This is a genomic window from Pseudomonas sp. B21-021 (genome assembly GCF_024749205.1).
Lineage (GTDB): Bacteria > Pseudomonadota > Gammaproteobacteria > Pseudomonadales > Pseudomonadaceae > Aquipseudomonas > Aquipseudomonas paraglycinae.
The window spans coordinates 3,191,167-3,204,411 of the sequence record NZ_CP087192.1; the positions used below are offsets into that span (position 1 = coordinate 3,191,167).

At 59.9% G+C, this 13,245-nt stretch carries 12 protein-coding genes; all 12 read right to left on the reverse strand.

Annotation, left to right across the window (positions count from 1 at the left end; translation table 11 throughout):
- Positions 1 to 11: 11 nt before the first annotated feature.
- Positions 12 to 632, reverse strand: coding sequence for a lipoprotein (locus LOY31_RS14225; RefSeq protein ID WP_039768240.1), 621 nt, complete (start codon positions 630 to 632; stop codon positions 12 to 14).
- A 44-nt stretch (positions 633 to 676) separates the two neighbouring features.
- Positions 677 to 1,615: a carbohydrate kinase gene (locus LOY31_RS14230; RefSeq protein ID WP_258713567.1), complete on the reverse strand. Its 939-nt coding sequence runs from the start codon at positions 1,613 to 1,615 to the stop codon at positions 677 to 679.
- A gap of 13 nt (positions 1,616 to 1,628) precedes the next feature.
- Positions 1,629 to 3,125 (reverse strand): xylulokinase, encoded by a 1,497-nt coding sequence (gene xylB, locus LOY31_RS14235; RefSeq protein WP_258713568.1) that lies wholly within the window; start codon positions 3,123 to 3,125, stop codon positions 1,629 to 1,631.
- A 123-nt stretch (positions 3,126 to 3,248) separates the two neighbouring features.
- On the reverse strand, positions 3,249 to 4,724 hold the full coding sequence (locus LOY31_RS14240; RefSeq protein ID WP_085603841.1) for a mannitol dehydrogenase family protein: 1,476 nt from the start codon (positions 4,722 to 4,724) through the stop codon (positions 3,249 to 3,251).
- 16 nt (positions 4,725 to 4,740) lie between these two features.
- Positions 4,741 to 5,844 (reverse strand): ABC transporter ATP-binding protein, encoded by a 1,104-nt coding sequence (locus LOY31_RS14245; protein ID WP_258713569.1) that lies wholly within the window; start codon positions 5,842 to 5,844, stop codon positions 4,741 to 4,743.
- 23 nt (positions 5,845 to 5,867) lie between these two features.
- Positions 5,868 to 6,698, reverse strand: coding sequence for a carbohydrate ABC transporter permease (locus LOY31_RS14250; protein ID WP_007957423.1), 831 nt, complete (start codon positions 6,696 to 6,698; stop codon positions 5,868 to 5,870).
- Positions 6,699 to 6,706: 8 nt separating this feature from the next.
- Positions 6,707 to 7,633, reverse strand: coding sequence for a carbohydrate ABC transporter permease (locus tag LOY31_RS14255; RefSeq protein WP_039768250.1), 927 nt, complete (start codon positions 7,631 to 7,633; stop codon positions 6,707 to 6,709).
- Positions 7,634 to 7,786: 153 nt separating this feature from the next.
- Positions 7,787 to 9,097: a sugar ABC transporter substrate-binding protein gene (locus LOY31_RS14260; RefSeq protein ID WP_221533323.1), complete on the reverse strand. Its 1,311-nt coding sequence runs from the start codon at positions 9,095 to 9,097 to the stop codon at positions 7,787 to 7,789.
- A gap of 226 nt (positions 9,098 to 9,323) precedes the next feature.
- The gene (locus LOY31_RS14265; protein ID WP_085603832.1) at positions 9,324 to 10,229 is read right to left on the reverse strand and encodes an AraC family transcriptional regulator; all 906 of its coding nucleotides are present in this window, start codon (positions 10,227 to 10,229) and stop codon (positions 9,324 to 9,326) included.
- Between the two features lie 75 nt (positions 10,230 to 10,304).
- A complete protein-coding gene (locus LOY31_RS14270) occupies positions 10,305 to 11,150 on the reverse strand; it encodes a phospholipase (protein WP_258713570.1) in 846 nt (281 codons plus the stop codon).
- A 154-nt stretch (positions 11,151 to 11,304) separates the two neighbouring features.
- On the reverse strand, positions 11,305 to 12,594 hold the full coding sequence (locus tag LOY31_RS14275; protein WP_258713571.1) for a glycosyltransferase: 1,290 nt from the start codon (positions 12,592 to 12,594) through the stop codon (positions 11,305 to 11,307).
- 165 nt (positions 12,595 to 12,759) lie between these two features.
- Positions 12,760 to 13,125 (reverse strand): response regulator, encoded by a 366-nt coding sequence (locus LOY31_RS14280; RefSeq protein WP_258713572.1) that lies wholly within the window; start codon positions 13,123 to 13,125, stop codon positions 12,760 to 12,762.
- Positions 13,126 to 13,245: the final 120 nt, after the last annotated feature.

The following is a 13,245-nucleotide window of genomic DNA, read 5'->3' on the forward strand; positions in this document are numbered from 1 at the left end:
TTGGCCTGCGATCAGAGCCAATGCCAGAACCGGCTCCAGAACCCGCGATTCAGATCATCCTTGCACGCTGCGTATTGCTGACCGTACATGTCCGAGCGGTTCTGCACCTTGCGCGCCACCGGCGGCAGCCAAGCCTTGCTGGCGTAGGTCTTCTGGCGAAAGCCGCCCCAACCTTCGTGGTAGTTGAGGTACTGGTTGTAGGCGTCGTACTTGTACACGCCGTTGATCGAGGTGGTCTTGTCCATGTACCAGCCGACGAAGTCGATGGCGTCATCGAAGTCTTCGCGATCGGCGCCATATCGGCCGGTGCTTTTCTGGTAGTCGGACCAGACTTCATCCTTGGCCTGGGCATAGCCGGAAGCCGTCGAAACCCGGCCCCACGGGATCACCCACAACAGGTATTTGCGCGGCGTCTTGGCGTCGTAGCGGTAGCCGGACTCCTGATACATGATCGCAAACGGCACCTGGATCGGTACGCCCCAGCGTTTTTGCGTGACTTGCGCCGCGTCGTACCAATCACTTTTTTCGCGGAAAATCTCGCAGAGGTTTTCCGGTGAACGCGGTGGCGATGTTCCGCAACCGGTCAATAGTGCCGCCAATACCAACAGTCCAACCGTGCGCCCCGAATTCAAAAGCCGTCATCCCGTCGTGCAAAAAAGGGCGCCAGTCTACGCGGTCAGGTCAACTGGTGGCGATAAGGCAAATCCGGACCTGTTTTACTGCATGTAAGGGCGGCGGCCTGTACGGCAAACCTGAGCATGCCGTCGATCTGCTCGCGGCTCAGGCGCTGCACGCCTTCCACCGAATCCAGCTCGTGCTCGGTCAGCCAGGTGATCAACGCGGCCTGGAAGGTATCGCCGGCGCCGACGGTGTCGGCAATCTTCACGGAGCTTGCCGGCACCGACCATGAACCGTGAGCGCGGCTGAACACGGTCGCGCCTTCACCGCCACGGGTCAGGAACACCACCTGGCAGCGATGCTGCAGCCAGCCTTCGATGACGCGCGCCGGATCCTGCTCGGGAAACAGCAGGCTCAGATCCTCGTCGCTGACCTTGATCAAGTCCGCCAACGGCACCAGCGTAGCGATTCGTTCGCGCCACAGGTCGATGTTCGGCTCGGGGTTGAGGCGCACGTTCGGGTCGAGGCTGATCAGGCGTTTGCCGCTTTCACGTTGCACCAGCGCAAGCAAGGTATCGGCAATCGGCTGCACCACCAGCGAGAAGGAACCGAAGTGCAAACCGCGCACTTCAGGGCCCAACGTTGGCAGGTGCGCCAGGCTCAACTGGCGGTCTGCGCAGCCGTCACCGCGGAAACTGTAATGCGGCGAGCCATTGGCGCCCACCGCGACCATCGCCAGCGTGGTCGGCGCAGCGAAATCCACCAGATAGTCCGGGCTTACGCCTTCATCCTGCAGCACTTGCTGCAAGCGCCGGCCGAGGTAGTCGGTGGACAACCCGCCAAACAGCGCCGAATCCACGCCCAGCCGGCGCAAACCCACCGCCACGTTGAACGGCGAGCCACCGGCAATCGCCTTGAAATTGACTTTCGATGCCTGTCCGCCGGCATCGTCTTCGCTGAAGAAATCGAACAGCGCTTCGCCACACACCAGGTACATAGTTGTTTGCTCTTTATAAGGTTGCGACATGCAGTCGATAGCGTTCATAGGCCTGCTGGAACGCCGCGACATTGGCGGCAACCGGCAGGGTTTCACTGTTCAGGTCGAGCTTCACGCAGCGCTGGCACAGATCGGCCAGAGTGTCTTCGTGGCCGTTCGACCACGACTTGCACCACGCCGCCTGAATCGCCGCGCCCAGCGCTGCGGCTTCGCTCTGCTCGGTGCAGATCACCGGGGTGTTCATGATGTCGGCGACGATCTGCCGCCACACGGCGCTTTTCGAACCGCCGCCGATCAGGCAAATGCTGCGGCTTTGTAAACCATTCTGGCGCAACAGATCCAGTCCATAACGCAGGCCGAAGGTGGTGCCCTCGACGGCGGCGCGGCACAGATTGGCTTGCGTCAGGTTATCGATCGTCAGGCCATGCAGGCTGCCGGTGGCGTGGGGCAGGGGAGGCACGCGTTCGCCGTTGAGGAATGGCAGCATGCTGACACCCTCGGCACCGATTGGGGCCTGGGCCACCAAGGCGTTGAAGGCGTCGAGATCGAGGTCGAACAGTTCGCGGATCGCACCAGTGGCATTGGTCAGGTTCATGGTGCAGATCAACGGCAGCCAGCCACCGCTGGACGAACAGAAGGTCGCGACCGACGCATCCGGGCTGACCTTCGGTGCCTCGGCGTAGGCGTACACCGTGCCGGAAGAACCGAGGCTCATGGTGATCGCGCCCGGCTGAATATTGCCAGTGCCGATGGCGCCCATCATGTTGTCGCCGCCACCGCTGGACACCAGTGCGTTGGGGTTGATCCCCAGCTGTTCGGCAACCGCCGGCAGGATCGTGCCGACCGCTTGATGGGCTTCGATCAGCTCCGGCAGCGCGGATTGCAGACGTCCGCTGGCGTCGATGTCACGCAGCAACTGCAGATCCCATTGGCGGGTGCGCACGTTGAAATAGCCGGTGCCGGACGCATCGCCGTATTCGCTGCACGCACGGCCGGTGAGCCAGAAATTCAGGTAGTCGTGGGGGAGCAGGATTCGTGCGATGCGGGCGAACACATCCGGATGCTGTTCCTTGGTCCACAACAGTTTGGAGACGGTGTAGCCCGGCGCGATGACCACGCCGAGGCGCTCCAGCGAGCCTTGTTCACCGCCGAGGTGAGTCAGCAGGCGATCGTTTTCAGGCGTGGTTTCGGTGTCGCACCAAAGCTTGGCCGGGCGCAGGACCTGGCCTTGATCGTCGAGCAGCACCAGGCCGTGTTGCTGGCCGGAAACGCCAATGCCCTGGATCGACTGGCCGTCGACATTTGCCGCCAATAAAGCGCGGCGGGTGGCGAGGGCGAAGGCTTCCAGCCATTGCGCGGTGTCTTGCTCGCGACGACCGTTGGCGCCGCTGATCATCGTGTGGGCGGCGGCGCCCTGGCCGAGAACCTGACCGCTGACCGCGTCGAGGATGATGGCTTTGGTGCCTTGGGTGCCGCAGTCGATGCCGAGGAAGAGTTGCTGGGTTGTCATATGCTCTCCACAAAGATCGTTCCCATGCTCCGCGTGGGAATGCCTCAATGGACGCTCTGCGTCCGCTGTTGAATGGGACGCGGAGCGTCCCGGGCTGCATCCCCACGCAGAGCGTGGGAACGATCAGGCGACGAGAATTTTTTCCAGAGTTCGTGTCACGCCGTCTTCTCGCAAGCTGTTCAGACACCACTCGAACGCCGCAACAAACTCTGGCGAACGCGGTATCGCCACGCCGAAAATCTCCTCAACCCCCAACAACCGCTCAGTGATCAAGGCATCCTCCGCCACCAACGCCTGACAAAACGCCGCCCGAGGATCCGGAATCGAATAAGTGTCGCCATTCTCATCCACACCCTTCAAGTAAAGCGCCCAGGCCGCCACCACCAACGCTGCCCGTTTGGTCTCCTGCCCATCGGCAATCAACCGATTGATCGTCGGAATAGTGAACTTGGGAAACTTCGACGACCCATCCGAGCAAACCCGCTCCAGTTGATCGGCAATCGCCTGATTGGAGAACCGCGCCACCAGCGTGTCCTTGTACTCGGTCAGGTCGATCCCCGGCACCGGCGCCAGTTGCGGAGTCACGTCCAGGTCCATATAGGCGCGCATGTAGCGCACGAACAGCGGGTCGTTCATGGTCTCGTGAACGAAGCGGTAACCCTTCAAAAAGCCCAGATAAGTCAGGGCCAGATGACTGCCGTTGAGCAGTTTGATCTTCATCTCTTCGTAGGGCGAGACATCGTCGGTGAACTGCACGCCGACCTTTTCCCAGGCCGGGCGGCCGTTGACGAAGTTGTCTTCCAGCACCCATTGCACGAACGGTTCGCAGACCACCGGCCAGGCGTCGTCGACGGCGTGTTTGTCCGCCAGTTGCAGGCGATGCGCGGTGCTGGTCATCGGCGTGATGCGGTCGACCATGGCGTTGGGGAAGCTGACGTTGGCGTCGATCCATTCGCGCAAGTCCGGATCCAGCAGCGCGGTGAAGGCCAGCAGTGCCTTGCGGGTGACGGCTCCGTTGTGCGGCAGGTTATCGCAGGACATCACGGTAAACGCCGGAATGCCCGCCGCACGCCGTCTGGCCAGCGCCGCACAGAGGAAACCGAACACGGTTTTCGGCTGTTGCGGGTACGTCAGATCGTGCTGAATCTGCGGCAGGTGCGCCATGAACTCGCCGTTGCTGTCATCGATGCAATAACCGCCCTCGGTGATGGTCAGCGAGACGATGCGGATCTGCGGGTCGGCGAGTTTGTCGATCAGCACCTGGGCGCTGTCCTCGGCCAGCAGCATGTCGCGGATCGCGCCGATGACGCGGACTTCGGTGTCGTCGCTGTCGCCGAGTTCAAACAGGGTGAACAGGTAATCCTGCTCCTTGAGGTCGTCCCGGGCGCGGCGGTCCTCGGCGCGAAGGCCGACGCCGCAGATGGCCCAGTCCAGCGCTTCGCCAGTGTTCATCAGCGCATCGGTGTAATACGCCTGATGCGCGCGATGGAAACCGCCGACGCCAATGTGAGCGATGCCCTGGCGGGTGTCGCTGAGGCTGTAGGCCGGCAGTTTCACTTCGGCGGCCAGGCGGTTGAGGTTTTGCTTGTTCAGTTTCATCGGGTCAGTCTCGAAATCAGGCGGCCGCGCGCAACGGGCGGGTCAGCGCCACACCGTCGGCATCGAACAGATGGCAGTGGGCAGCGTCCAGGTGCAGGTTCAGTTGTTCGCCGTATCGGCTCGCCAGATCACCGCGTACGCGCATGGTCAGGGCTTCGCCGGCGTTGGTCTTGACGTGGCAGAAGGTGTCGCTGCCCAGCCGTTCGCTGACGTCGGCGGTGACTTGCAGGGTGCAGTCGCCCGCTTGCGCCAGTTCCAGATGTTCCGGGCGAATGCCCAGGGTCACGGCGCTGCCGACGCTCAGGTTCGCCGCATTGAACGGCAGGGTGATGCGGGTGCCGGCGTCCAGCGAGACTTCGCAGCTCGCGCCATCGATCCGCACGATCTGGCCCTTGAGGAAGCCCATTTTCGGCGTGCCGAGGAAACCGGCGACGAACAGGTTGGCGGGGTTGTGATACAGGTCCAGCGGCGAGCCGACCTGCTCGATCTTGCCGCCATTGAGCACCACGACCTTGTCGGCCATGGTCATGGCTTCGACCTGATCGTGGGTCACGTAGATCATCGTCGCTTTCAGATCCTTGTGCAGGCGCAGCAGCTCCAGGCGCATCTGTACTCGCAGGGCGGCGTCGAGGTTGGACAGCGGCTCGTCGAACAGGAAGATTTTCGGGTTGCGCACGATTGCCCGGCCGATGGCAACGCGCTGACGCTGGCCGCCGGACAGTTGTTTCGGCTTGCGCTCGAGCATCGGACCCAATTCGAGAATCCGTGCCGCTTCGCCGACTTTTTTCTCGACTTCAGCCTTAGGCACGCCGGCCAGATCGAGGGCGAACGACATGTTTTTCTTCACGGTCATGTGCGGGTACAGCGCGTAGGTCTGGAACACCATCGCCAGATCGCGCTTGGCCGGGCTCACTTCGGTGATGTCGCGCCCGTCCAGTTCGATGGTGCCGCCGCTGACTTCTTCAAGGCCGGCGATCAGTCGCAGCAGGGTGGATTTGCCGCAGCCCGACGGGCCGACGAACACCACGAATTCCTTGTCGTTCACCTCAAGGTCGATGCCCTTGATGATGGAAAAACCTTCAAAGCCTTTTTGCAGATTCTTGATTTTCAGGTTGGCCATGGTGGCGCTCCTCATGCGAATTCTTATTTGACGGCGCCGAACGACAGGCCGCGCACCAGTTGTTTCTGGCTGATCCAGCCAAAGATCAGGATCGGCGCGCAGGCCAGGGTCGAGACAGCCGACAACTTGGCCCAGAACAATCCTTCAGGGCTTGAGTAGGAGGCGATCAGCGCGGTCAGTGGCGCGGCTTTGGACGAGGTCAGGTTCAGCGACCAGAACGCCTCGTTCCAGCACAGGATCAGCGACAGCAGCACGGTCGACGCGAGGCCGCCCTTGGCGATCGGCAACAGCACGCGGAGCATTTCCTGGGCGAGGGTGGCGCCGTCGAGGCGGGCGGCTTCGAGGATGTCTTTGGGGATGTCCTTGAAGTAGGTGTAAACCATCCAGACCACGATCGGCAGGTTGATCAGCGTGTAGATCACGATCAACGCAATGCGTGTGTCGAGCAGGCCGAAACTTTTGGCCAGCAGGTAGATCGGCATCAGCACGCCCACCGGCGGAAGCATCTTGGTGGAGAGCATCCACAGCAGCGTGCCCTTGGTGCGCTGGGTTTCGTAGAACGCCATCGAGTAGGCCGCCGGCACCGCAATCAGCAGGCAAAGAGCCGTGGCGCTGAAGGAAATCACCACCGAGTTCCAGGCGAAACTGAAGTAGTCGCTGCGCTCATTGATGTGCAGGTAATTCTCCAGCGTCGGCGTGAAGATGAACTGCGGCGGCGTGGCGAAGGCGTCGATTTCGGTCTTGAAACTGGTCAGCACCATCCAGAAGATCGGGAAGAAAATGATGATCGCGATGGCCCAGGCCAGCGTGCCGAGCAGCAGGCTTTGCAGCCGGCGGGATTGTTGAAGAGTCATGGCAGGCCTCAGGCTTTGTCAGTCAGGTTTTTGCCGATCATCCGCACCAGAATGATCGCGGCGATGTTGGCGATGACCACGGCGATCAGGCCGCCGGCCGAGGCCATGCCGACGTCGAACTGCACCAGCGCCTGGTTGTAGATCAGGTAGGCGAGGTTGGTCGACGCGTAGCCGGGGCCACCGTTGGTGGTGGTGAAGATTTCGGCGAACACCGATAGCAGGAAGATGGTTTCAATCATCACGACTACGGCAATCGGGCGTGCCAGGTGCGGCAGGGTCAGGTGCCAGAAGATCGCGATCGGGCCGGCGCCGTCGAGGCGGGCGGCTTCTTTCTGTTCCTGGTCGAGGGACTGCATGGCGGTCATCAGGATCAGGATCGCGAAGGGCAGCCATTGCCACGAGACAATGATGATGATCGACAGCAGCGGGTAGTGAGCGAGCCAGTCCACCGGTTGCGCGCCGAACAGTTTCCAGATGTAGGCGAGGATCCCGGACACCGGGTGGAAGATCAGGTTCTTCCAGATCAAAGCGCCGACCGTGGGCATGATGAAGAACGGCGAAATCAGCATCACCCGCACGATGCCGCGACCGAAGAACTCGCTGGCCTCCAGCAGCGCACTGATCAATACGCCGAACACCACGCTGATCAGCAGCACGCTGCCCACCAGCAGCAAAGTGTTGGTGGCGCCGGGCATGAAGCCGGAGTCGGTCAGGAAGTAGGTGAAGTTTTCCAGCCCGACGAATTCGTTGGTGCCCGGGTCGAGCAGGTTATAGCGGATCATCGAGAAATAGACGGTCATGCCCAGCGGCACGATCATCCACAGCAGCAACAGGGCCACCGAAGGGCTGACCAGAAACCAGCCGGGATTGGCCACACGGCTTTTGCGCCGGGGCTGCGACAGGTCGATGTGGGCTTTGGCAGTTGAAGTATTCATGGTGATCACAACCGAGTCATACAGACCTATGGAGATCCCCGGTGGGAGCGAGCTTGCTCGCGAAGGCGTCGTGTCAGACAGCAAATGTTTCACTGATACACCGCTTTCGCGAGCAAACCCGCTCCCACAGGAGGCAGGAGCGAGCTTTGCGGATTACTTCGGATAACCCGCGCGCTTCATCTCGCGTTCGGTGGTTTGCTGGGCGGCGGTCAAAGCCTGGTCGACCGTGGTCTGGCCGATCAGCGCCGCCGAGAACAGCTTGCCGACCTGGGTGCCCACGCCTTGGAATTCAGGAATGGTCACCAGTTGGATGCCGATGTAAGGCACAGGTTTGAGGGTCGGTTTGCTCGGATCAGCCGCTTTCAGCGACTCCAGCGTGACCTTGGCAAACGGTGCGGCGCTCATGTACGCGTCGCTGTAGGTCGACGCGCGGGTGCCCGGCGGAACGTTGGCGATGCCGTCGGTCTTGGCGACCAGTTCGCCGTATTCCTTGGAAGTGGCCCAGGCGCTGAATTGCTTGGCGGCATCCTTGGCCTTGGAGCTGGTCGGAATCGCCAGCGCCCACGAATACAGCCACGCCGAACCTTTGTCGGTGACCTGATGCGGCGCGTAGGTGAAGCCGACGTGATCGGCGACCTTGCTTTGGGTCTTGTCGGTGACGAACGAGCCGGCGACGCTGGCGTCGACCCACATTGCGCATTTACCGCTGTTGAACAGGGCGAGGTTTTCGTTGAAACCGTTGCTGGATGCACCGGGCGGACCGGACTTCTTCATGGTGTCGACGTAGAAGTTCAGCGCGTTTTTCCATTCCGGACCGTTGAATTCCGGTTTCCACTGCTCATCGAACCAGCGTGCGCCATAGGCGTTGGCCACGGTGGTGATCAGCGCGATGTTTTCGCCCCAGCCGGCCTTGCCGCGCAGGCAGATGCCGTACTGCTCCTTGTCCTTGTTGGTGAGTTTTTCGGCGAAGCCGGCGATCTGTTCCCAGGTCGGACGCTCCGGCATGGTCAGGCCGGCGTCCTTGAACAGGTCGGTGCGGTAATAGGTGATCGAGCTTTCGGCGTAGAACGGCAGGGCGTACAGCGAACCCTTGACCGACAGGCCTTCGCGCACCGACGGGAACACATCGTCGAGGGCGTAATTGGCCGGCAGATCCTTCATCGGTTCGAGCCAGCCTTTTGCACCCCAGAGTGCGGCTTCGTACATGCCGATGGTCAACACATCGAACTGACCGCCCTGGGTGGCGATGTCGGTGGTCAGGCGTTGACGCAGAACGTTTTCTTCCAGCACCACCCAATTGAGCTTGATGTCCGGATGCTCGGTCTCGAAGGTTTTCGAGAGCTTTTGCATGCGGATCATGTCGCTGTTGTTGACGGTGGCGATGGTCAGGGTCTGGGCGCCAAGGCTGACGCTGCTGAGGGTCATGCAGGTGAGGGCCAGCAGAGCTTTTGCAGTGGGTTGCATCGTGCACTCCTTTTCTGCACCCGGCGGGGGCAGAAGGACAGTTATTGTTTTTGTGTTCTTCCGGCGGGGGAAGAATGTGCACTGATTACAGCCTTCTAACGCAGGGCTGACAAATCATCCCTAGCACTTGAATCGATACTTTTTTGCACTCGGGATTGGCGTGATAAACGCAGGGAAGGGCGTTTCAGCAGGGCGGCAGCCATGAATCCGTACAGGTTTTACCCGGTCAGCCGTGGTTTTGCTCGGTCAGGCGCTGCACCACCAGCCGCCGATAATGCGACGGCGTCATGCCTTTGAGCTGCTGAAAGCGCCGATTGAAATTGGAAATATTGTTGAAGCCCGACTCGAAACACACCTCGGTCACCGGTTTGTCACCGTCCGCCAGCAGCTCGCAGGATTTGCTGATGCGCAGGCGATTGACGAATTCGATGAAATTGCGCCCGGTGGCCTGCTTGAACACGCGGCTGAAATACGTCGGCTTCATGCCCAGATGTTCGGCGACTTCCTCCAGCGGCAATTCGCGAGCGTAGTGGGCGAAGATGTAATCCACCGCCCGGTTGGTGCGGTCAATGTTGTGCTCGTCGGCCAGTTGCGGGGTGGTTGCGCCGGACAGGAGTTGGTAGTCGTCGGTGGCGGCCAGCAATTCCATCAGGATGAAAAAGTGCCCGAGGCGGGTGATGCCTTTGGTATCGGCGATCTTCTGCAGCAGGTTCGTCGCTTGGCGAATGGTGCGCGGGCAGCGGAACTCGATGCCGTACTGCGCACGCTCCAGCAGCGGTGCCAGGGTCTTCAGCTCGGCGAACACCTGATGACCGCTTTCGAACAGCTCATCGGTGAAGTTGACCAGCATGTCGCGCTTCTCGACCACTTCGTCTTCGGCCACCTGGCTGATCCAGTTGTGCGGCAGATTGGGGCCGGTCAGGAACAGCGTCTGCGGGTAGAAATTGCCGATGTAGTCGCCGATGAACACCTTGCCCGAACTGGCCACGATCAGGTGCAGTTCGTATTCCTTGTGAAAGTGCCAGCGCACCAGCGGGCAGGGGAAACCGTGCTGGCGATAGATGATGGACAACCCGTTGTGGTCATCCATCAGTTCATAAGAGGGGTCGGTGACGCGGGCTGTTCGGCTCATGATCGGGCGCTTTTTTTGTTATCGCCCGGCGATCATGCCTCTTGTCGCGCCGGTTGCGCCAGTTTCCATTGCGGCTCAGCGCGAGCGTTGGCCGGCCTTGATCACGTTGGCGACCCGGCAAAACTCCATCAGGTCGGACTCTTCCATGAAGTCGACGTTAATGATGTTGCACTTCAATGCCCAATCACTTTTATCCAGATCGAACCAGTCGTTAAGCGAACCATGGATATCGACGGGACCGCCCAGCGCGGTGTAACTGGTGGCGGACAGAGACCAGGGTCTCCAGCTGCCTGGCGGGTTTTGCAGAACACGTTCAATGAACTTCTTCAACTCGCCGGGGCTGGTGATGCCGTTTCCGGACCATTGATGATCGATATGGCTGTGGAATAACTTGTGGTCCAGTTGCCAGTGCGAGATGGCTGCAGCAAAAACCCGTTGTGTCTTGTTGACTTGCTTGAGGTCTCCAAGGCTGAGGGACTGATTGTTGCGCGGGATCATGCGGTGCCCCAAATACTGCACCATCAGTTTGTTGAAGTATTCGTAATCGAAGTTATCACCGTCCAGGCTATGAAAGTCCAGAACAATGAACTCGTCGGGGTTGTTTTCAAGAAAAGTATTGATGTCTACCACCAGATTTCCCAACGTTCGGGAGTTTCGATGGCCATTGTGGTGCATGACGAATTTCTCCAGGCCTTCGGCCTTGGGGTTATAGGTCAGGCGAATGTCGAGCGCCCGGGCCCCATGATCCAGCTGCGCATGAAAACTGTCATGCTGACACGCCAGCCAGTGCCGCGGAGGGCCTAAAAGCGGGTAGGAGGCGCTCCAGTCACTGCCTGCGTTGTGAGTGCCGGGCAACGTCAGTTCGCTGATGTTCAGCGAGTCAATGGCGGGGGTCGTCCCCATCCAGTTGGAAGTGCTCATGATTACATCCTGCATAATTTATTGAATAAGAATGGCGTCTTGTTGAATATTCAAGACGCCACTTGCAGGATGTTTATAAGGTTTAAGCGTTTGGCTGGCTATTCGAGGAGTGATGCAAGTTGTTGGGTGTTGTATTTATAGTTTTCCAGAGCATTTATTTGTTCTGGCTTTTTGCCTCGATCCACTGAGCCATATATTGCGTGCTCTTGTGTGAATGATGTCGCAACATGCTTCCAGTAAAATTTTTATGTCTTAGTTGGGTAATGTTGTCTCGGCATTCCAGCAGTTTATTGATCAGTGCCGGCCCATGAATGGCTTGCGGATAAACATTCTTGAGTAGCGCGTCCCCCTGAGACTGGGCTGTCTGCCAGCGGGCCTCGTCCCGATAAAGTTCGACCGCAGTGTTGGCAAGTTCCTGCGCCGTGCGGCAAACAGCGCCCGGCCAAGGCTGATCGGTGTGCATACCCTCGGCGCCGATGGGCGTGGTGATACTCGGCGTGCCGCAGAGCATCGCATCAATCAATTTGCCCTTGATTCCGGCGCCAAAACGCAAGGGCGCCAGGCAAATACGCGCATCGGACATGACCTGCAACGCATCCTCGGCCCAGTTCATGATGTGAAAACCCTGGGCGGCATTGTGCAAGGCCGCTGCCTTGGGCGGCGTGTAGGCGCCGTAGAGGTGCAGTTGGGCTTTTGGCAGTTGCTCGCGAATCAGCGGCCAGACGGTGGATTTCATCCACAACACGGCGTCCCAGTTTGGCGCGTGACGGAAGTTGCCGATACTCAGGAAGTGCGCGCGCTCCTCAAAGGGTTTCGCTGGCGTGCTCGGTGGCTCGACCATCAAGGGGCACCAGTGCAACAGCTCGGGTGGCAATTTGAACTGCTGCACCAGCAACTCGATTTCCACCTGCGAGATCATCAGGTTCAGGTCGCAGCGATACAGCGCGGCAATCTCGCGTTTGGCCAGATCGGTGTCCGCCATCAGCTCGAACTCTTCAGCCAGCGCCGGAGCAAACAGCTCAGCGAAGTCGTTGGTGTCATCGCTGGACTTCAGCCGGTCCTTCAACCGCTGATGCCGTGCATGCCGCAAGCTTTGCAGGTCCGAAGTTTCCAGTACTCGCAGGGCGTCGGGACAATGTTTCTCCACGCGCCAGCCGAACTGTTCTTCGATCATGAACTGGTCGAACAGCACGATATCCGGGGCGAGTTCGCTGATGAAGATGTCGAAGCTGCTGTTATTCAGTTCGATCGGGACTTCGCGAATGCCCAGAGCAGTCAGATCGGCGCGATGTTCACCGGTGCCGGCCGGGCTGGCAAAGGTGATTTGCCAGCCCTGTTGCAGGAACGTCTCGAGAATCTGCATCACATGCCCGCTCGCAGCGGAGGATCGGGGTTCCGGCCAGACGTAACCAATGACGAGGACTTTGGTTGCGGGCTGACTCATGAGAAACGGTTCCTGGGACGAATTGACGGAAAAAAGGCGCGCGGATTAGACCATAACCCACGTGTCGAGTGATCCGTTTTTATCGGGTGTACGTCGGGCAAGTCCGAGCGAGAAAGCCACCGGCAGGGCGCGTGAAAGCTCTACTCAGGCATCGACGTCTCGTGCTCAGGATTGCTCTAGAACGGATTTGACCTTGTCACGCAATTGATCAATGGAAAATGGCTTGCCGATCACATGCATGTCCGCCGGTACTTCAATCGTCTCGGCGTAACCGCTGGCAAACAGAATCGGCAGTGACGGGCGAATATTGCGGGCCTCAGTGGCCAGTTGACGGCCGTCCATGATCGGCAGGCCGACGTCGGTCATCATCAGGTCGATGTGCTGGTTCACGTCCTTGAGGATTTCCAGCGCCTGTTCGCTGCCGTCCGCTTCCAGGACCTTGAACTCCAATTCCTCCAGCACGTCGACGATCAGCATGCGCACGATGGCGTCGTCTTCTACTACAAGGATGGTGGACGCGGTGCTGGACATAGTGGCGGCTCTCAAGAATGGGTGATGGGGCGCCGGTCGATCAAAAATGCCGGGCTCTTGCATGAGTAAGTGGCGCATAGCCACAAGTTCCCGGATGGATACAAAAAAGCATAGGCGCAA